This is a genomic window from Rhodopseudomonas palustris, assembly GCF_003591005.1.
In the GTDB taxonomy this organism is placed as follows: domain Bacteria; phylum Pseudomonadota; class Alphaproteobacteria; order Rhizobiales; family Xanthobacteraceae; genus Rhodopseudomonas; species Rhodopseudomonas palustris_K.
On record NZ_QYYD01000008.1, the window covers coordinates 162,151 to 180,011 of the forward strand.

At 65.9% G+C, this 17,861-nt stretch carries 20 protein-coding genes; 7 read left to right on the forward strand and 13 right to left on the reverse strand.

Annotated features, from left to right (window positions below; translation table 11 throughout):
- Positions 1-40: 40 nt before the first annotated feature.
- The gene (gene queD / locus D4Q52_RS09895; protein WP_119856382.1) at positions 41-400 is read right to left on the reverse strand and encodes a 6-carboxytetrahydropterin synthase QueD; all 360 of its coding nucleotides are present in this window, start codon (positions 398-400) and stop codon (positions 41-43) included.
- Positions 401-752: 352 nt separating this feature from the next.
- Between queD and D4Q52_RS09900 the strand changes: the two genes are divergently transcribed.
- Complete coding sequence (locus tag D4Q52_RS09900) at positions 753-1,955, forward strand: GGDEF domain-containing protein (protein WP_119856383.1); 1,203 nt, start codon at positions 753-755, stop codon at positions 1,953-1,955.
- Positions 1,956-1,979: 24 nt separating this feature from the next.
- Positions 1,980-2,609 carry a peptidoglycan recognition protein family protein gene (locus tag D4Q52_RS09905; protein WP_119856384.1) on the forward strand — a complete coding sequence of 210 codons (630 nt, stop codon included), beginning with the start codon at positions 1,980-1,982 and terminating at the stop codon, positions 2,607-2,609.
- Positions 2,610-2,624: 15 nt separating this feature from the next.
- Here D4Q52_RS09905 and D4Q52_RS09910 read toward each other — a convergent pair whose 3' ends face one another.
- Complete coding sequence (locus D4Q52_RS09910; protein ID WP_119856385.1) at positions 2,625-3,323, reverse strand: urease accessory protein; 699 nt, start codon at positions 3,321-3,323, stop codon at positions 2,625-2,627.
- Positions 3,324-3,428: 105 nt separating this feature from the next.
- Here D4Q52_RS09910 and D4Q52_RS09915 point away from each other — a divergent pair, with 105 nt between their 5' ends.
- The 3 genes from D4Q52_RS09915 (at position 3,429) to D4Q52_RS09925 (ending at position 6,367) form a co-directional block, all read left to right on the forward strand.
- On the forward strand, positions 3,429-4,637 hold the full coding sequence (locus D4Q52_RS09915; protein ID WP_119856386.1) for an ABC transporter substrate-binding protein: 1,209 nt from the start codon (positions 3,429-3,431) through the stop codon (positions 4,635-4,637).
- A 204-nt stretch (positions 4,638-4,841) separates the two neighbouring features.
- Complete coding sequence (locus D4Q52_RS09920; RefSeq protein ID WP_119856387.1) at positions 4,842-5,855, forward strand: aldo/keto reductase; 1,014 nt, start codon at positions 4,842-4,844, stop codon at positions 5,853-5,855.
- Between the two features lie 113 nt (positions 5,856-5,968).
- Positions 5,969-6,367, forward strand: coding sequence for a translational machinery protein (locus tag D4Q52_RS09925; protein ID WP_119856438.1), 399 nt, complete (start codon positions 5,969-5,971; stop codon positions 6,365-6,367).
- Positions 6,368-6,473: 106 nt separating this feature from the next.
- On the opposite strand, the gene D4Q52_RS09930 is transcribed toward D4Q52_RS09925, so the two are convergent.
- A complete protein-coding gene (locus D4Q52_RS09930; protein WP_234831139.1) occupies positions 6,474-7,298 on the reverse strand; it encodes an MBL fold metallo-hydrolase in 825 nt (274 codons plus the stop codon).
- Between the two features lie 368 nt (positions 7,299-7,666).
- Here D4Q52_RS09930 and D4Q52_RS09935 point away from each other — a divergent pair, with 368 nt between their 5' ends.
- On the forward strand, positions 7,667-8,116 hold the full coding sequence (locus tag D4Q52_RS09935; protein ID WP_119856389.1) for a carboxymuconolactone decarboxylase family protein: 450 nt from the start codon (positions 7,667-7,669) through the stop codon (positions 8,114-8,116).
- 131 nt (positions 8,117-8,247) lie between these two features.
- Here D4Q52_RS09935 and D4Q52_RS09940 read toward each other — a convergent pair whose 3' ends face one another.
- The 6 genes from D4Q52_RS09940 to D4Q52_RS09965 all read right to left on the reverse strand — a co-directional run bounded on the left by D4Q52_RS09940 (position 8,248) and on the right by D4Q52_RS09965 (position 13,039).
- The gene (locus tag D4Q52_RS09940; protein WP_119856390.1) at positions 8,248-9,033 is read right to left on the reverse strand and encodes an SDR family NAD(P)-dependent oxidoreductase; all 786 of its coding nucleotides are present in this window, start codon (positions 9,031-9,033) and stop codon (positions 8,248-8,250) included.
- Entirely contained in the window at positions 9,030-9,335 is a 306-nt protein-coding gene (locus D4Q52_RS09945; protein WP_147407779.1) for a hypothetical protein, read from the reverse strand. The genes D4Q52_RS09940 and D4Q52_RS09945 overlap by 4 nt, the downstream gene beginning before the upstream one ends.
- Positions 9,336-9,433: 98 nt before the next feature.
- Positions 9,434-10,369 (reverse strand): helix-turn-helix transcriptional regulator, encoded by a 936-nt coding sequence (locus tag D4Q52_RS09950; protein WP_234831136.1) that lies wholly within the window; start codon positions 10,367-10,369, stop codon positions 9,434-9,436.
- A 159-nt stretch (positions 10,370-10,528) separates the two neighbouring features.
- Positions 10,529-11,743, reverse strand: a complete 1,215-nt coding sequence (locus tag D4Q52_RS09955) for a sensor histidine kinase (protein WP_182915278.1) — start codon at positions 11,741-11,743, stop codon at positions 10,529-10,531.
- A 115-nt stretch (positions 11,744-11,858) separates the two neighbouring features.
- The gene (locus D4Q52_RS09960) at positions 11,859-12,305 is read right to left on the reverse strand and encodes a response regulator transcription factor (protein WP_119856394.1); all 447 of its coding nucleotides are present in this window, start codon (positions 12,303-12,305) and stop codon (positions 11,859-11,861) included.
- A 29-nt stretch (positions 12,306-12,334) separates the two neighbouring features.
- Entirely contained in the window at positions 12,335-13,039 is a 705-nt protein-coding gene (locus tag D4Q52_RS09965) for a response regulator transcription factor (protein WP_119856439.1), read from the reverse strand.
- Between the two features lie 289 nt (positions 13,040-13,328).
- Between D4Q52_RS09965 and D4Q52_RS09970 the strand changes: the two genes are divergently transcribed.
- Positions 13,329-14,243, forward strand: a complete 915-nt coding sequence (locus D4Q52_RS09970) for a helix-turn-helix domain-containing protein (RefSeq protein WP_119856395.1) — start codon at positions 13,329-13,331, stop codon at positions 14,241-14,243.
- 35 nt (positions 14,244-14,278) lie between these two features.
- Here D4Q52_RS09970 and D4Q52_RS09975 read toward each other — a convergent pair whose 3' ends face one another.
- The 4 genes from D4Q52_RS09975 to D4Q52_RS09990 form a co-directional block, all read right to left on the reverse strand.
- Positions 14,279-15,238 carry an oxidoreductase gene (locus D4Q52_RS09975; protein WP_119856440.1) on the reverse strand — a complete coding sequence of 320 codons (960 nt, stop codon included), beginning with the start codon at positions 15,236-15,238 and terminating at the stop codon, positions 14,279-14,281.
- Positions 15,239-15,289: 51 nt separating this feature from the next.
- Positions 15,290-15,733: a cupin domain-containing protein gene (locus D4Q52_RS09980; RefSeq protein WP_119856396.1), complete on the reverse strand. Its 444-nt coding sequence runs from the start codon at positions 15,731-15,733 to the stop codon at positions 15,290-15,292.
- A gap of 18 nt (positions 15,734-15,751) precedes the next feature.
- Positions 15,752-16,510, reverse strand: coding sequence for an SDR family oxidoreductase (locus tag D4Q52_RS09985; protein ID WP_119856397.1), 759 nt, complete (start codon positions 16,508-16,510; stop codon positions 15,752-15,754).
- Between the two features lie 74 nt (positions 16,511-16,584).
- Positions 16,585-17,421 carry an alpha/beta fold hydrolase gene (locus tag D4Q52_RS09990; protein WP_119856441.1) on the reverse strand — a complete coding sequence of 279 codons (837 nt, stop codon included), beginning with the start codon at positions 17,419-17,421 and terminating at the stop codon, positions 16,585-16,587.
- Between the last annotated feature and the right edge of the window lie 440 nt (positions 17,422-17,861).

Consider the following 17,861-nt stretch of genomic DNA (forward strand, 5'->3'; position numbering starts at 1 on the left):
CCGCCTGCGCCGGCGATGACGTCGGCGTATGCGGCGCGCCTCAGGCTTCGCCGCCGTAATCGGCCCAGCAGTCCGGCGTTTCGTAAACGCGAACGTTGGACAGCGCCGCCAGCGTCGGCTTGGTGCGGTCCCAGATCCAGATCGCGATGTTTTCGGCGGTCGGGTTTTCCAGCCCTTCGACGTCGTTCAGGCAATAATGGTCGAGCCGCGCCAGCAGCGGCCCGAACGCCGCCTCGATCTCGAAAAAGTCGAGCACGAAGCCGGTGGTCGGATTGACCGGGCCGGAGAGCTGCAGCTCCACCCGGTAGGAATGCCCATGCATTCGCCGGCAGCGGTGTGTCTCCGGCACATGGGGCAATTGGTGAGCGGCTTCGAACCTGAAAGCTTGCGTGATCTTCATCGATGTCGGGGGTTGGGGCGCCTGGCGCCGGTCGTCGGTCGCGGCGGACCCTACCCGAGCGCCGCCGGCATTTGAAGCGAGTTGGCAGAGAAATGCGCCGCGCCGGCTCGGGCCGCGGCTGGCCCGTGGCCCCGCGCCGCTCCGTGGCGCCGGCGGGCGGCCGTGGTTAACGCGGGGTTAGAGCGACCTCGCTGCCGTCAGTCGTTCACTTAATTAAAACCACCCTGCAGTTTTTAGGGTTCCTCACAGACTCCGTTAAGCGCTGCCCGTGCAACTTGTCCGCAACTCGGGAACCGGCGATGAGCCACAAAAGATTCACAGATTGGGACAAGGCGCACGCTTTGCTGCGACAATGTTGAGCGTCCCGACCCTCTGGGTTGTGTTTCTGATCAATTTCTTCGCGCTGGGTCTGGTGTGGACCCATGTGATGCGGAGCTATCCGAGCTTCACGCCGGCGCGCTACTGGACGGCCGGCTGCTTCATCCTCTCGATCGGCGCGGGCATCGGCATGCTGCGCGGCGTGGTCGACAACACGATTCCATTGATCACCGGCGGCGGCGCGATCGTGCTGGCTGCGGGCCTGATCGGCATGGGCATCTACGAGTTCTACGGCCGGCGTTTGAGCTGGAAGCTGCCAATCGGCCTCACCTTGTGGTGCATGGTCGGACTGACATTCTTCCTGCTCGCCGTCGATTCGATGGCGGCGCGGATTACGATCTATTCGATCACGCAGGGCATCCCGATCGCCATGGCGCTGCCGCTGATGCTGGCCCACGCTGCCCGGCACAATCCCGGCGCCCGGATGGCTGCGACCGTGGCGATCCTGATGCTGATCACCTACGCGGTCAGGTCCGGTGCCGCGATGCTCGGCGTCGGCGGCGAATTGTCGGTGGTGAACTTCAACGACTTTCAGGCCGCCCTGGTGCTGATCCTGGTGTTCCTGTCGATGGCGCTCAATTTCGGGCTGTTGCTGATGGCGATCGATCGACTGCGTTCGGAAGTCGAGAGCCTCGCGCTGGTCGACGACCTCACCGGCATCGCCAACCGTCGGCATCTGCTGCAGCGGATGCAGGCGCAGTGCGAGGTGTCGCTGCGCTCCGGCGAGCCGTTCGCCGTGCTGGCCATCGACCTCGATGGCTTTAAGGCGATCAATGACGGCCATGGCCATGCGGCCGGCGACGACTGCCTGCGGCGGTTCGCCCGCGCGGCGCAGTCGCGGCTGCGGCCCACCGATCTGCTGGCCCGTACCGGCGGCGACGAGTTCTGCGTGGTGATGCCGGCGACGACGCTGCGCGAGGGCGCGATGCTGGCCCGCTTCATCATCGAGGAAAGCCGTGCGCTGGCGCAGCAGGACCCCGAAAGCCGGATTGCGATCGCCGCCTCGATCGGGGTCGCGCAATGGACCCCGCAGATCGGGCTGCATCCGGAGCGGCTGATCGCGGCCGCGGACGCCGCGCTGTACAACGCCAAGAAACTCGGCAAGGATTGCTATGCGGTCCACGAGCCGGCTTCGGAGACCGCACCGTCGCTGGCGCCGCTGCGCAAGATCGCCTGATCCTGCACCACGTAAGGTCCGCTGATGCATCGGCCGTTCGGATTGGCGCTGCTGATCGCAGCCGCCTGGCTGCCGCGGGTCGCGCTCGCCGAACCGCTCGCGCCCGAAGCGATCGCGCTGGCCCGCAGCGCCGGCACGCCCGACATCCCGGGTCTTCGGATCGTGTGGCTGGCGCCGTGGGGGGACTATCGCAAGGCGCCGTGGCGCAACATCCTGGTGCACCAGACCGAAGGACCGGCCGGGTCGGCCCGCAATGGCGCGCGCGAGCAGGCGAAGACTCCCATGCGGCGGGGCGTCACGATTTGGGTCGAGACCGACGGCACGGTGTACTGGGCGGTGCCTGAAACGGTGATCACCACCCATGGCGACGGCGCCAATCGCAACGACAACAAATACATCGACAACAAGCCGACCTATCGGCAGGTGACCCGCGCCAATTCGATCGGCATCGAGTTCGCCGGCAACTATCCGGACGTCACGGCGCCGCCAACGCAAGCCCAGATCGACGCTTGGCGCGTACTGGTGCGCGTGCTGCAGGTCCGCTACGCCATTCCGGCCGAGCGGGTCTACGCGCACAACTGGATCGACTACAAGGACGCGCGCTATTGCGAAGGTTGCGAGCTCGCCAGGCTGGCGCGCGATCCGGGTTTTTGAGGTCGCGCCGGCTGCTTACGCCAGCAGCGTCTCCTGGATGGTGTGCAGTCCGATCACGATGGTCAGCACGCCGACCGCGATCTGCAACCCGCGATTAACCGCAGTCAGTCCGCGCGCCGAGATCACCAGTGGCACCGCAATGGCCGCCGACAACGCGCCCATGCCGACCATCGAACCGATACCGAACAGCGCCACATAGAGCAGCCCCTGCGCCGGCGTGGGCGCCTGCGTCACCGCCAGCACCAGCAGCGCCGCGGAGCCGGCCATGCCATGCATCAGCCCGACGAGCAGCGTGCGCCAGCGAAAGCCGTGCTCGTGGCGATGCGCGGCAGGCGCGTCGTGACGTTCCTGCTGATGCGCATGGCTGTGGAGATGAATGTGCTGCGTGCCGTCGCCGTGCTGATGGACGTGGACGTGCACGCGGTCCCGCCACAGCCGCCACAGCAGGTGGGCGCCGAGCCCGACCAGCATCACGCCGACCGCGCCTTCCAGCGGCCCGGCAATGTGATCCGGGATCGCCTCGCCCAGCACGATCGCAACGCCGGCGAACAGGAACAGCGTCAGCGTGTGACCAAGCCCCCACGTCAGCCCGTGTTTGACGATGTCGCGGACACCGCTGCCACGCGCTGCGATCGTCGAGACCGCGGCGATGTGATCGACCTCGAGCGCATGCTGCATCCCCAGCAGAAAGCCCAACCCCAGAATTGCGAACATCAGCCCCTGAATGCTTGCGCTGCGCCGGTAAATTGCGGCGACACTCAAATCGTGTAAGTTCGCGATCACAACACGGCCGCAGAGCCGGAACAAGGGAGAACCAGCATGTTCGTCCGACCATTGGCGGCGGCGATGATGACGGCCGCGCTGCTGTCGCCGAGCGTCGCCGCGGCACAGGTTTCCGACGACCTCGTCAAGATCGGCGTGCTGACCGACATGAACGGTCCGGCCTCGACGCCGACCGGACAGGGCTCCGTCACCGCCGCGCAGATGGCGGTGGAGGATTTCGGCGGCAGCGTGCTCGGCAAGCCGATCAGCGTCATCGCCGGCGATCATCAGCTCAAGCCCGACATCGGCGCGTCGCTGGCACGGCGCTGGTACGATGTCGAACAGGTCGACCTGATCGTCGACGTGCCGGTCTCGGCCGTCGGTCTCGCCGTGCAGAACATCGCCAACGAGAAGAAGCGGATGTTCATCACGCAGTCGACCGGGGCAGCCGATTTCCACGGCAAGTTCTGCTCGCCCTATGCGATGCAATGGGTGTTCGACACCCGCGCGCTGGCGGTCGGCACCGCGCAGGAAGTCGTCAAGCGCGGCGGCGACAGCTGGTTCTTCATCACCGACGACTACGCGTTCGGCCAGTCGCTGGAGAGGGACGCCGCCGCGGTCGTCACCAAGACCGGCGGCAAGGTGCTGGGTTCGGTGCGGCCGCCGTTCGCGACGGCGGATCTGTCCTCGTTCGTGCTGCAGGCCCAGGCCTCCAAGGCCAAGATCATCGGCATCGCCGGCGGCCCGCCGAACAACATCAACGAGATCAAGACCGGCGCCGAATTCGGCATCTTCAAGGGCGGCCAGCAGATGGCGGCGCTGCTGGCGCTGATCACCGACATCCACTCTCTCGGCCTGCCCGCCGCGCAGGGACTGCTCCTGACCACCTCGTTCTATTGGGACATGGACGACAAGACCCGCGAATGGTCGAAGCGCTATTTCGCCAAGATGAATCGCATGCCGACGATGTGGCAGGCCGGCGTGTATTCGGCGGTGACGCACTATCTGCAGGGCATCAAGGACGCCGGCACCGACGAGCCGCTGAAGGTCGCCGCCAAGATGCGCGAGAAGCCGATCGAGGATTTCTTCGCCCGCAACGGCAAGCTGCGCGAGGACGGCCTGATGGTGCACGACCTGATGCTGGTGCAGGTGAAAAGCCCGGAGGAATCGAAATACCCGTGGGACTACTACAAGATCCTGACCAAGATCTCCGGCGACGACGCCTTCGGCCCACCCGACCCGGCTTGTCCGCTGGTGAAGAAGTAGGGGTACTGACTTCGACGGCGTCGATCGGTATCAATGCCTCGCCCCGTCATTGCGAGCGAAGCGAAGCAATCCAGCTCCCGTGCACGGAACTGGATTGCTTCGTCGCTACGCTCCTCGCAATGACGGACGCGGGCGACTATGATTTGAATTGCGGCGGCCGCCACCTGCGTTGCCACATTGAGAACGATCCCGAAGGAACACCCCATGGACTACCGCTCGCTCGGCCGCAGTGGCCTGAAGGTGTCACCTCTGTGCCTCGGCACCATGATGTTCGGCGGCGCGACCGACGAGCCGACCTCGGCGCGCATTATCGACAAAGCGCGCGACGCCGGGATCAATTTCATCGACACCGCCGACGCCTATGGGAACGGCGGCTCCGAGCAGGTTGTCGGGCGCGCAATCGCCGCGCGGCGCGATCACTGGGTGCTGGCGACCAAGCTCGCCAACCCGATGGGCGACGGCCCGAACGAGGGCGGGCTGTCGCGCCGCTGGGTGATGCAGGCCGCCGATGCCAGCCTGAAGCGGCTCGGGACCGACTGGATCGACGTCTATTATCTGCACAAGGAAGACCACGCCACGCCGCTCGATGAAACCGTGCGGGCGATCGGCGATCTGGTCCGCGCCGGCAAGATTCGCTATTTCGGCGTCTCGAATTATCGCGCCTGGCGTGTCGCCGAAATCTGCAACATCTGCGACCGGCTCGGCATCGATCGGCCGATCGTCAGCCAGCCCTATTACAATGCAATGAACCGCATGCCCGAGGTCGAGCAGATCCCGGCGTGCGGCTTCTACGGACTCGGGATCGTTCCCTATTCGCCGCTGGCACGCGGCGTGCTCACCGGGAAATATGCCCCTGACGCCGCGCCCGACAAGGACAGCCGTGCCGGCCGCGCCGACAAGCGAATGCTGCAGACCGAATGGCGGCCGGAGTCGCTGCTACTGGCGCAGCAGATCCGCGCGCATGCCGACGCCAAAGGCATCACGGCCGGACAGTTCGCGGTCGCCTGGGTGCTGAACAACGCGCTGGTGACCTCAGTGATCGCCGGCCCCCGCACCGAGGACCAATGGGACGACTACGTCCGCGCCCTCGAGGTAAGCTTCACCGCCGAGGACGAAGCACTGATCAACGGCCTGGTGGTTACCGGTCATCCCTCGACCCCAGGCTACAACGACCCGGCCTATCCGATCGAGGGGCGGCCGGTGCGGCATCGCGGCTGACGCTCGTCCGGAAAATTGCGGCCGATCAAGCGACACCCGCTGCGTCCGACCTAATGTTCGTCTTCGCGCCCTTCGCCATCGCAGCGAAGGCGCCGCCAAGCCGGAGAGACGTCATGACCAGCCCGCATTTCCACGCCGTGATCTGGATCGACCACCGGGAGGCCCGGGTATTTCACTTCAATCCGCACGAGGCGGATAAGCTGGTGGTGCATGCCGACAATGCCAATCGGCACATCCATCATCACCGCAGCATCGGCTCCGGTCACGAGCCGGAGGATCAGCATTTCCTCCGCGCCGCGATGGAGGCGATCGCCGACGCCGGCGTGGTGCTGATCGTCGGCCCCGGCCAGACCAAGCACGTATTCGAGACCTTCATCGTGGAGCACAATCCCGCCTTGAAGGCGAAGATCGCCGCCGTCGAAACCGCCGATCACCCGACCGACCCGCAAATCGTCGCCCACGCACGCAAATACTTCAAGGCCGAAGACCGGACCACGCCGCAAACGAAATAATCGCTCGCCAGCTTTGCTCACGCTGAGCGCTCATGAATACTTGAGCGCAGCCAAGCGCTTCGGCCGAGGGGGCGCAGCCGCGGCACGGCTTGCGCCCCGACAGCGGTCAGTAGTCCCAGAACGCCGGCACCCACCGAAACGCATCGCCGTCGATCGCGACGCGGCCGATCGACGGGAACGGCAGATGCGTGGCGACCAGCGGCTCGCCGGTCGCGGCGACCTCGCGCAGCAGCCTGATGCGGACGCGGGTGGCTTCATCCGGATCGTGTTCGAAGCCATTGTGCCAGTCCGGCCGTTCGAAGCTAACCGGGAACACCGCATCGCCCGCGAAGGTCAGCCGTTCACCACCCGACGACAGCTGCACCACGGCATGCCCCGGCGTATGGCCGCCCGTGCGACGAGCCACGACGCCAGGCGCAATCTCCGCCTCGTCGGCGAACGTGCGGAGGTGTTGCTGATAGGCAGCGAGAAAATTCTTCGCCGTTGCCCGGAGCGCGTCGGGGAAGCCGTCCGGCATCTTGGTCCGGGAGAAATCCGGCGACGCCCAGAATGCGACCTCGGCCTCCGCAACGTGGATCCGCAGATCGGCCCGCAACCGCTCCTTGACGCCATCGATCAGCAAGCCGCCGACGTGATCCATATGCATATGGGTCAGCACGACGTCGGTCACCGCCGACAGATCGATGTCAGCCGCCGCAAGCCGCTGCAGCAGTTGCCCGGCGCGCGGCAGGTGCAGATCCGGAGCGAGGCCGAGTCCGGCGTCGATCAGGATCGTCTGCCGGCCACTGCGCACCACCACCGCATTGAGCGGCCAATCGAACGCGTCCTGCGGCAGAAATTGCTGCTGAAGCCAGGCCGCGCGCGCGGCCGGGTCGGCGTTGTGGGCCAGCATCGCGGTCGGCAACGGCAGCACGCCGTCGCTGATGACCATTACGTCGATGGTACCGATCCGCAGCGCGTAGCGCGACGGCACGGCTTCGTTCGATCCTGCGCGGATGATCGGCGTGATGCTCAGCTTCTGCGTGGTCGCAGACGGTGGTGTACGGACGATCTGATTCATGTTCGGCTCCTGTAGTTGTTTGCTATCACCCCGGCAACGTAACGAGCGCGGCTCGCGGCTGCGCCAGAGTGATTGCTGCGATCCCTGCGGGATTGCGGTCAGCGCAGCCACCACCACGCTATCCCGCGGTCTAGGTGGCCAGAGCTGGAGATCTGGACCAATGATCAGCACGGTCAGAGCTCAGTCCGCCCGGGGTCACCGCTTTGATCCAACCGCAACATCGATGCAGGAAAAACGTCATGAATCGCATCAACTGGCTCGAAGCAGCCCCTCAGGGAGCAAAGGCTCTCGGCGGCATCCATCATTACGTCACCACCGCCACCAATCTATCGCCGCAGCTCATTCACCTCGTCTTCCTGCGCGTGTCACAGGTCAACGGCTGTGCCCACTGCATCGACCTCCACGCACGTGATTTGATGAAGAGCGGCATGTCGATCGACAAGGTCATGATGGTCCCGGTGTGGGACGAAGCTGCACACTTGTTCTCCGATCAGGAGCGCGCCGCCCTTGCATGGGCCGAGGAAGTGACGCGCGTCAGCGAGACGCACGCGTCGGACGGCGCGTACACCGCAGCCCTGGCGGCTTTCGGCCCCAGGGATCTCGTCGATCTGACGATCGCCATCGCCGCCATGAATGCGTTCAACCGGATGGGCATCAGCTTCCGTGTCCCACCGGCAGCAAAGACTTGAGAGGTCGGTCGGAGTGAGGATCACAGCGCTTCCGACCGATGCCGCATCCGTCTTGACGGTCTCGCTTGATCGGCACGGCTGCGGTTGATTGTGGACGACTGGAGCGCCGCGCCTGGCGCGGCGCTCGCCGCTCACACCAATCCGAGCCCGCCATCGACGGCGAGTACCTGCCCGGTCACCCACGTCGCTGACGGATCCGCCAGTTGTACGATCCATGCGGCGACGTCTTCCGGAACGCCGCGGCGGCCGAGCGGGATCTGCGCGCGCTCCTCGGCCTTCACGGCCGCCGCCTGCGCCTCGGACAATCCCATCATCCCGGTGAGCGCGTCGGTCTCGGTCGGCCCGGCCGCCACTGCGTTGACCCGGATGCCGGAAGGCGCAAATTCGAGCGCCCAGCAGCGCGTCAGATGCTCGAGCGCCGCCTTGCTTGCCGCGTAGTGCGACAGGCCGGCGCCCGGCTTATGGCCGAAGGTGCTCGACACGTTGACGATGACGCCGCGGCTGGCGGCGAGATGCGGCAAAGCCGCCGCGGCGAGCAGGCTTGGGCCGACGACGTTGACGGCGAAGATCTGGCGGATGCGATCGGCGGTGACCTCGGCGAGCGGCAGGATCGCGCCAGCGCCGGCATTGTTGATCAACGCGTCGATCCTGCCCCATCGCTCGACCGCGGTGGAGATGGTTCGCCGCGCATCGTCCGCCCCGGCTGCATCGGCGACCAGCGGCGTGATGTTGGGATGCGCCGCCGCGGTGTCGTCGAGCGGCTCGGCGCGGCGGCCGGTGATCAGCACCTGCGCCCCCTGCTCCGCGAAGCCGAGCGCGGCGGCGCGGCCAATTCCGGAGCCGCCGCCGGTGACGATGATGACCCGTCCGGACGGCAGCTCGGAGGTCGTCACGGCGAATGTGCTGGATGAAGTCATGGCAGTCGTCCTTGTAAGTCGGAGTGAATATCCGAACCGGTCGCACCCAGGAGGAGCGGTTTGCCCTCACAGTCCCGGCAGCAGCTCAGAGCCGTTGCGCTTCTTGAGATGGTCCACGCCTCGCCACTGGTGAGATTCTCTGTCAGCGTCTGCTCGATGAGGGTGATCGGATGCCGCGATCTGGCATCTTCTCCTGCTCCGGACGTCGAGCGGATCGTCAGCGACGCGGCATAGATCAGCGTGGTGGCGAGAAGCCTGCGCTGCGAGAAAGCCGCGAGCCGGCGCAATGTGGTGTTGGACATCGATCGTCTCCGTGTCAGTCGCTGCATGGAATGAGGACGTAGCGAAACTCGATGCCGCTTGCGCCAGCGCGATTGCGACGGCTACAGCGCGGTTGCTATCAGCGCGCGTTGCGGCGCCATTCGCTCGGCGACACGCCGGTCAGCCTTTTGAAAGCGGCGGCGAACGCGGTCTGCGATGCGTAACCGAGCGCGGCCGAAACGGAGACGACCGCCTCGCCGTCGCGCAGCATGTCCATCGCCTGCTCGAGTCGCCGCTGTCGCAACCACGCCATCGGTGACAGTCCGGTGCTCTCCTTGAAGGCACGGCAGAAGTGAAAGCGCGACATGCCGGCTTCGGCGGCGAGCGCGCCGAGACAAAGATCGGCGTCATCGTCCGATCGCAGTCGCTCGATCGCACGCCGCAGCACGTGCGGCGCCAGGCCGCCCCGCACCGGCCTGACCTGCGCTGAGGCCGTGCCATGGGCGACCAGCAGCCGCATCGCCAGCAGGTCGGCGAGTTGCTGCCTGAACAGCGCGTCGAGCGCTGCGTTGTGCTCGATCACCTCGGCAGCGCTGATCAGCAGCCGTGACGCGATGGCATCGGGAAAGCCGGTGCGTTCGACCAGGTTGCCGCCGCCCGTTCCCGTCTCATCGGCGATCCGACGTAGTCTGCTGCGCGGCAGATACAATTGCACGACCTCGATCGAGCCGGCGATATCCCAGCGCGCGCTGGACTCCGCCGGAATGATCGTGACCACGCCGGCACGCCCGCTGCCGATCGCCACCGCGCCGTTCGAGCGGCGCTCCAGCCGTCGAACCGGACCGCGATAGGCCATCACCACGTCGTCGGCCATCGGCGCCACGACGGCGTGCAGGGGGCCGTGCTGCCACAGCGCGAAGGCGCCGCCGGACCGCTCGGATGCGTAGCGCAGCGGAGCGGCGCCCAACACCCGCCGCATCTCCTCCGCCGGCGCGGGCAGCCCGGCACGGCCGGTCGCGGGCTGCTGCGCGCATAGCTCTGCAACACTCGTTGGTTTCGCGCTCGAAAGGCTCACGTCTCGCTCTCCCGGCCGAAGGGCAGCTCCGCTCCCGCAATGATGGCGGCGAAGAACGGCCGCGGACATCGTACAGGCCGGTAGTGAGGCTGATGCCTATGGCTGCCTCGACCTAACCCACCGCATAGGGCGACGACGATCGACCCGGAGGTTGCCGGATCAGGCCGTTTGGCTGACGCAGTGTTCCGCCAGCGGTAGCGAGAAGACGAACTGCGCGCCCCCCTCCGGGCGATTGGACGCGGAGATTTCGCCGCCGTGTCCCGCCACGATGGTCTGGCAGACCGCCAGCCCGAGCCCGACGCCTGATTGTTTGGTGCTGAAGAAGCTGTCGAACACGCGATCGAGATCGGACGCCGCGATGCCTGGGCCGTTGTCCGCCACGCTCACCGTCGCGACGCCACTGCCGTCGCAACGGGTCTGCACTTCGATGCGGCCGCACCCACCCCCCTGGCTCACCAGTGCTTGAACGCCGTTGATCAGCAGGTTGATCACGACCTGCTGCAACTGCACGCGATCGGCCAGGACGATCGGCCGCTGCGGATCGAATGCAGTCGTCAGTGCGACCGCTTTCGACTCGACGTCGTGACTGATGAACATCAGTGCTTCTTCGACCGCCTGGTTGAGGTCGATCGGCCGCTTTTCCAGCTCGTGCTTCGCCGCCATACTGCGCATGCGCTGGATGATGTCGCTGGCGCGGCGGGCGTTCGTCACGACCCGCTCTGTCAGCTGCGCAACTTTCTCTCGATGGTAGTCGTCCCGTGCCAGCCAGCGCAGGCTGGCTTCGCTGTTCGACACGATCGCCGTCAGTGGCTGGCTGATCTCGTGGGCGATCGACGACGCCAATTCGCCCAGCGTCGCGATGCGCCCGGCGTGGGCGAAGTCTGCTTGCAGCTTCCGCAGCTGCCGCTCGGTGTGCAGGCGCGCGCCGATGTCCTGAATGGTGATGAACGTGGTGTCGAGCTGCTCGGGCGGCCGCGGATAGGTCACCGAGAACAGCACGTCGATCACCGTGCCGTCGAACGCCAGCATCCTGGTCTCTTCGATCAGATTCCGCTCGCCATTGTAGTGCGCCACCATCACCCGCTTGGCGAGGTCGGGATCGGCTTCGAACAGATAGCGGACCGGCCGGATCAGATCGCCCGGCCGCGCTGCGCGAAACAGCACCGCCGCATCGCGGTTCACTTCGGATACGACGACGGAATCCTTGGCGAGTTCGACAAAGTCGGGGTTGGCGTCGAGGAACGCCGCGATGTCGACGACGCCATCGGCGCGTATCAATTCCATCGCTGCGGCAGTCCGACGGGTGTCGACCTGCCACAGCGCGGTCGGAAGATGCTGAATCAGGGTGCGATACTTCGCTTCGCTGGCGGTCATCGCTTCGGGCGCCGGGGGCGCACGAGAGGCAGCCTCCGGCGACAGCGCGGCGGCGATGGGGCTTCGACCATTGCCGGCCGACGGGCCCGCGAAACGGGAGCGTTCTGGCAAGGCGCTACTCATCGGAAGATTCGCCGGCGCCCCTTGCACGTCCGGGCGACAGGACGGCGCGAAGATGTTCGTACAGGGATGCCGCGCTGATCGGCTTCACCAGATAGGCAATCGCGCCGCTGGCGATTGCGCGGGAGCGGGTCACGGCGCTGGTGTCGGCCGAGATGAAGATCACCGGCAGGGACGGGGCGATTTTGCGCAGACGAGTCTGCAGCTCGAGACCGCCGATGCCCGGCATCCGGACGTCGGTGACGACACAGTCGAATGCGCCTGCGCGATACGCCATCAGCAACGCCTCCGCGCGATCGAAGGTGCGGCAATGAATATCCATCACCGCCAGAAGATCGCACAACGCTTCACGTACGGATTCGTCGTCGTCGACGACGGCAACGATCGCACTTTTGAGCAGATGGGGCGTGGAAGCGGGCATCGCCGAGAACCATCTGCTCATCGACCATCGGCGGGTACCTATGCCGTGGTTTAGCCAGGCACATTGCGGCGCAAATCATCCGGCAACATTTCCCAAATCCGGATCAGCTCCGTCACCGACCTCGCCTGCATCTTGCGGCTGCCATTGCTGCGGTGAAGCTTGATGGTGATCTCGCTCAGCCCGAGATCGAATGCGATCTGCTTGTTGAGCCGACCCTTGGCGACCTCGGTCAGCACCTGCCGTTCGCGCGCCGTCAGCGTGGCATGGCGTTCGGTCGCTTGTCTGACGCGCCGCGCAGCCGCGGTCTGGGCAATGTCGCGCTCGATCGCATCCCCGACCGCATCGAGCAGCGCCTGATCACGCACCGGTTTGGTCAGGAAGTCGACTGCGCCCGCCTTCATGGCCTGCACGGTCATCGCGATGTCGCCATGGCCGGTGAGAAAGATGATCGGCTTGGTGTTGCCGCTGCGCAGCAGATGCTGCTGCAGGTCGAGCCCGCTGATCCCCGGCATCCGGACATCGAGAATCAGGCAGCCGGGCCGGTCGGATAGTTCGAACTGTAGCAGATCTTGTGTGGTGGAGAAGCAAGCGGACTCGATGTCCACCGACAGCAGCAGCTCCTGCAACGCGGAGCGGACGTGGTGATCGTCATCCACGATGATCACCAGAGGACGAGCCGACGCCGCCGACAGCGGGGCCAACCCGGCAGGAATGCGTGGATAGGCTGCAGGCTGTCCGGCTGTCGCTTGTCGCATCGTCATGTGGCTCCAGCTTGTTGCCGCCGTCCTGAGGCTAACGTGCTGGTAATACTACGAGAAGGCGCTCTCTCGTCTTTCCTGATCCGACCGCTTTTTGCCGATTCCTGCGGTGCCTTCCGATGCGACGAACCGCCACGCCGCTCTCCCCATTCTTCCTAACCAGCTGTTCCAGCAGAGCAATCCTTCGCCCACGGCATGCGTGGCGATCTGGACCTCGTTGCGTCGATGATAGATACTGCGATGCATTCGCAGCCAACGACATGCACTCTCGGCGGAATTGACTCAGATGAACCAGGCCGGGCTCTATGGACGACAACTCGGGCGTCGTCTGCAGGTCGACCAAGCTCCAGCCTTGATGACGCGGTCGCTGCGCAGCACCGAGATTGCGGTCACCGAATGCCGAAACGATGCGCCCGAACCGGGCCTGTCCGGGTCGCTGCCAGGCGAGGACGCCTATCTGGTCAGCCTCAAACTGCGCGACTACCCGCAGTGTGAATGCTGGGAGGAAGGCCGCCCGGTGATCACCGCGGACGTCAAGAGCGGCGCCACTTACTTATACGACCTCCGCCGCGACCCGCGATACATCATCGATAAGCCGTTTCATTCGGTGTTCTTCTATCTGCCGCGCGCAGCCCTGGATTCGATCGGGCAGCAGGCCGGGACGAGCCGGGTCGGCGATCTCGATTATCAGTGCGGCATCGGCAGCGACGACGACATCATCCGGCAGATCAGCGCCTCGTTGCTGGCCGGGCTGCACCGGCCGCACGAAGTAAATCAGCTGTTCGTCGATCATCTGCTGCTGGCGATCGGCGCCCATGTGGTCCAGGCCTATGGCGGGCTGGACATCACTGGCACTCCGACGCGCGGCGGCCTTGCGAACTGGCAGGTCAGACGCGCCTGTGAGCGGCTCGCGGCCGATCTTGAAGGCAAGGCGACGCTGCAGCAGATCGCCGCCGAGCTCGGTCTATCGACCAGCCATTTCTCGCGCGCTTTCCGGGCTTCCACCGGATTTCCGCCGCATCAATGGCTGCTGCGCCAGCGTGTCGCCAAGGCAAAGCAGTTGCTGGCGGATCGCCGCTTGTCGCTGTCCGAGATCGCGATCGCGGCCGGGTTCGCTAACCAAAGCCACCTCACCCGCGTGTTCTCGTCGATCGCCGGCATCAGCCCCGGCGCATGGCGCCGCGACAAGATCGGCAGGTAGGCGCTGAGTCGGCGGCGACGTGCGATGGCGTCGTGTCAGGCGATCGCTAGCGTCTCGCTTAGGGTCCACAGCCGCTCGGCCAATGCAGGATCGGCGGCCCAGGGCGAGACGCCCTTGCGCAATTCGCCGCCGCGATAGATCGGCGCGACATCGCAATCCTCGCAATACACGCCGCCGAGCCCGTCGAGTTGCCGGCTGGTGGCGCACCACACGCTGGTCGCCGCGCCTTGCTGCGGCGTCTTCATGCCCCGCTCGGGGTCGACCTTCGGCACGCCATTCGCATCGCGCGCGTCGAACGCATCGATCTCCTCGGCGCTGAGATGCCGCGCCAGATCGGTCAGGATCTGGCCGGGATGCAGCGAGAACGCGCGAATACCGTGCTGCTTGCCGCGCGCGTCCAGCGCCAGCGCGAACAGCGCGTTGGCGGTCTTGGACTGGCCGTAGGCCTGCCACTTGTCGTAGGCGCGGCGGGTGAAATTCGGATCGTCGAAATCCACGCCGGCAATCTGATGCCCGCGTGACGATACCGACACGACCCGCGCCGATTTCGCCCGCACCAGCGCGGGCCATAGCGCATGGACCAAGCGAAAGTGGCCGAGATGATTGGTGGCGAATTGCAGTTCATGGCCCGCGGCGTCCCGCCCGAGCGGCGTCGCCATGATGCCGGCGCTGTTGATCAGAATTGGGAGTGCGCGGCCACGCGCGAGAAAGCGCGCCGCGAAGAAGTCGACCGAGCCAGGGTCGACCAGGTCGAGTTGTTCAATTTCGACGCCTGCAATGCCGAGGGTCGCGCGACGCGCCCGCTCCGGATCCCGAGCCGGGACGATAACCGTAGCGCCGGCCTCGCTGAGCGCCCGGGTGGTTTCAAGGCCGATGCCTGAGGCGCCGCCGGTGACGATTGCCGTCTGGCCGGATAGATCGACGCCAGCCACCACGTCGGCGGCCGTCGCCGAGGCGCCGAAGCCGCTGCCGATCGGTGTCTGTGGTGTACTCATTGTCACGTCCTCAAGCGCGCGCAACCGCCGAGCGAGTCGTGGATCGCCTTCTCACTTCGGGTCCGGCACGGTCAGCTCGGTCTCATTGGTGTCGACCACGAAGACGGCGAGCAGTTTGGCAGGCTTGGTGGTACTTGCATTGGCGCTGACGCCGTGGTGGTCGCCCGGCAGTTCTGTCCAGTTTTCGCCGACGGCGTAGACCTTCTCCGGTCCGTCATTAACCTTGCTTCGCACCTCGCCCTCGAGCACCGTGGCGTAGATGATCGCCGAGCGCGCGTGCGTATGGGGCGGAGACGAGCCGCCCGGCCCGTATTCGACCAACACACCCTTGAGGCTCTTGCCCGGCACGCCGGGCAGCGCATGATGATACACCAGCTTCACCGTGGCGTTGGTGGCGCCGGCGAGCCGATCGGCGCGCCCCATCTGCTCGGAATGCGCCCCGACGGGTGTCGCGACGAGCTGTGCCGCGACGAGCAAGGCTGCTGGTTTCCACATCTGCCGACCTCCCATGGCTTAGACGAGCGCCGCGGCGCGCTGGACGCCCCACGCCGCGAAATCGATCCGGCCGAGCCGCGCATCCGCGAGCGGCACCAGCGACAGCCGGTCGAGCCTGCTGCCGAAATACGCCCACTCCGGATCGGACCGGACCTGACGCCGGTCGTTCGCCAAAGCCAGATAACGGCCGACGAACTCGTCGAACGGTGCACGCTCGGGCCCGGCGATCTCGATCGTGCCATTGCGCGGCTTCGACTGTGCGGTCTCCGCCACGATCGCCGCGACGTCATCGGCGGCGATCGGCTGAAACAGGCCGGCGGCGACGTGGATGACGCCGCCCTTGTCTCCGGCGTCGGCGATGGTGCCGATGAATTCCATGAACTGCGTCGAGCGGATAATGGTGTACGGCACGCCGGAGCGTTTGACGGCATTTTCCTGGTCAACCTTGGCCTGGAAATACGCGTTGCCCTGCAGCCGGTCGGTGCCGACGATCGACAGCACGACATGATGCTGCACGCCCGCGCGCACCTCCGCCGCAACCAGGTTCGCCTCATGCTGATTGAAGAAGTCGATCACGGCCGGCGGCTCGAACGAAGGCGAATTGGCGAGGTCGACGACGACGTCCGCGCCGATCAGAACGGCGTCGAGCCCATCGCCCGTCACCGTGTTGACGCCCGTGCTCGGCGCCGCCGCCACCGCGTCGTGACCAGCCCTCCGCAAGAGTTTGATGGTCTTAGACCCGATCAGGCCGGTGCCTCCGATGACGACGATCCGCATGGTCGATCCTTTTGCTGATTGGAATTTGGTGTCCCGGCGGCAAGAGCCGCGCCGCCGGTCACGCCTCCGAGCGACTACGCTTTGACGAAAGCGAGCAGATCGGGATTCACCACGTCGGCGTGGGTGGTGCACATGCCGTGCGGGAACTTCGGATAGGTTTTCAGCGTGCTGCGCTTGAGCAGCTTGGCGGACAACGGCGCGGAATCGGCGATCGGCACGATCTGGTCGTCTTCGCCGTGCATCACCAGGGCGGGCACGTCGATCGCCTTGAGGTCTTCGGTGAAGTCGGTCTCGGAGAACGCCTTGATGCCGTCGTAATGCGCGTTGGCGGCGCCCATCATGCCCTGCCGCCACCAATTGTGCACGACGCTCTGGATCGTCTCCACGCCCGGCCGGTTGAAGCCGTAGAATGGGCCTGACGGAAAATCGATGTAGAACTGGCTGCGATTGGCCGCGAGGCTGTCGCGCAGGCCGTCGAACACTTCGATCGGCAGGCCGCCCGGATTGCTCGCAGTCTTCACCATCAGCGGCGGCACCGCGCCGATGATGATCAGCTTGGCAACGCGGCCCTGCGGCAGGCCGTGGCGCGCGACGTAGCGCGTCGCCTCGCCGCCGCCGGTCGAGTGGCCGACATGGATCGCCCTGCGCAGGTCGAGATGTTCGGCGACCGCGGCCGCGTCGGCGGCGTAGTGATCCATGTCGTGGCCGTCCGCGACCTGCGTCGAGCGGCCGTGGCCGCGTCGATCGATCCCGATGACGCGGTAGCCATGCTTGAGGAAGAACAGCATCTGCGTGTCCCAGTCGTCGGACGACAGCGGCCAGCCATGATGGAACACGATCGGCTGTGCGGATCTCGGGCCCCAATCCTTGTAGTAGATATCGACCTTGTCCTTGGTGGTGACATAGCTCATCGGGTCGGTCCTTTTGCTGGCGAACGGTGACACTGGCGAGTCGGCGCGCGCGAAACCGGGCGGCGCGCACAGTGCACCGACGAGGCCGGCGGCACCGATCATCACGGCACGCCGATCGATCGCCCTGGCTTGCTTCGAGCCTTGCATCGCGAGCTCCTTTGATGAGGGCGCGCCACCCCGGCGCACCCGACCTCACGATGCCAAGCTAGGAGCCTCGCCGTCCGAACGCGATTGTACGGACGATCAGCCGGCCCTATGCGAAGGTGTAGGTCCGACGCCATCGGCCGCCGACATCGGCGCGTCGCCGCTTCAAATTCCACGCGGGGCAATTAGCAGCATCCCGGGCGTGGTGTTCCGACGTTGTTCATGCGGGTTCGCGGCGTCGCGGCTCGTGAGACCGGAATGCGGCCTATCATCGTTGCCATCCGATGTCGCAGTCG

What these genes read in the sequence shown, in the direction of transcription:
- queD (WP_119856382.1), bottom strand. Translation starts at nt 400, where the DNA reads ATGAAGATCACGCAAGCTTTCAGGTTCGAAGCCGCTCACCAATTGCCC.
- D4Q52_RS09900 (WP_119856383.1), top strand. Translation starts at nt 753, where the DNA reads ATGTTGAGCGTCCCGACCCTCTGGGTTGTGTTTCTGATCAATTTCTTC.
- D4Q52_RS09905 (WP_119856384.1), top strand. Translation starts at nt 1,980, where the DNA reads ATGCATCGGCCGTTCGGATTGGCGCTGCTGATCGCAGCCGCCTGGCTG.
- D4Q52_RS09910 (WP_119856385.1), bottom strand. Translation starts at nt 3,323, where the DNA reads ATGTTCGCAATTCTGGGGTTGGGCTTTCTGCTGGGGATGCAGCATGCG.
- D4Q52_RS09915 (WP_119856386.1), top strand. Translation starts at nt 3,429, where the DNA reads ATGTTCGTCCGACCATTGGCGGCGGCGATGATGACGGCCGCGCTGCTG.
- D4Q52_RS09920 (WP_119856387.1), top strand. Translation starts at nt 4,842, where the DNA reads ATGGACTACCGCTCGCTCGGCCGCAGTGGCCTGAAGGTGTCACCTCTG.
- D4Q52_RS09925 (WP_119856438.1), top strand. Translation starts at nt 5,969, where the DNA reads ATGACCAGCCCGCATTTCCACGCCGTGATCTGGATCGACCACCGGGAG.
- D4Q52_RS09930 (WP_234831139.1), bottom strand. Translation starts at nt 7,298, where the DNA reads ATGGTCATCAGCGACGGCGTGCTGCCGTTGCCGACCGCGATGCTGGCC.
- D4Q52_RS09935 (WP_119856389.1), top strand. Translation starts at nt 7,667, where the DNA reads ATGAATCGCATCAACTGGCTCGAAGCAGCCCCTCAGGGAGCAAAGGCT.
- D4Q52_RS09940 (WP_119856390.1), bottom strand. Translation starts at nt 9,033, where the DNA reads ATGACTTCATCCAGCACATTCGCCGTGACGACCTCCGAGCTGCCGTCC.
- D4Q52_RS09945 (WP_147407779.1), bottom strand. Translation starts at nt 9,335, where the DNA reads ATGTCCAACACCACATTGCGCCGGCTCGCGGCTTTCTCGCAGCGCAGG.
- D4Q52_RS09955 (WP_182915278.1), bottom strand. Translation starts at nt 11,743, where the DNA reads ATGACCGCCAGCGAAGCGAAGTATCGCACCCTGATTCAGCATCTTCCG.
- D4Q52_RS09960 (WP_119856394.1), bottom strand. Translation starts at nt 12,305, where the DNA reads ATGAGCAGATGGTTCTCGGCGATGCCCGCTTCCACGCCCCATCTGCTC.
- D4Q52_RS09965 (WP_119856439.1), bottom strand. Translation starts at nt 13,039, where the DNA reads ATGCGACAAGCGACAGCCGGACAGCCTGCAGCCTATCCACGCATTCCT.
- D4Q52_RS09970 (WP_119856395.1), top strand. Translation starts at nt 13,329, where the DNA reads ATGAACCAGGCCGGGCTCTATGGACGACAACTCGGGCGTCGTCTGCAG.
- D4Q52_RS09975 (WP_119856440.1), bottom strand. Translation starts at nt 15,238, where the DNA reads ATGAGTACACCACAGACACCGATCGGCAGCGGCTTCGGCGCCTCGGCG.
- D4Q52_RS09980 (WP_119856396.1), bottom strand. Translation starts at nt 15,733, where the DNA reads ATGTGGAAACCAGCAGCCTTGCTCGTCGCGGCACAGCTCGTCGCGACA.
- D4Q52_RS09985 (WP_119856397.1), bottom strand. Translation starts at nt 16,510, where the DNA reads ATGCGGATCGTCGTCATCGGAGGCACCGGCCTGATCGGGTCTAAGACC.
- D4Q52_RS09990 (WP_119856441.1), bottom strand. Translation starts at nt 17,421, where the DNA reads ATGAGCTATGTCACCACCAAGGACAAGGTCGATATCTACTACAAGGAT.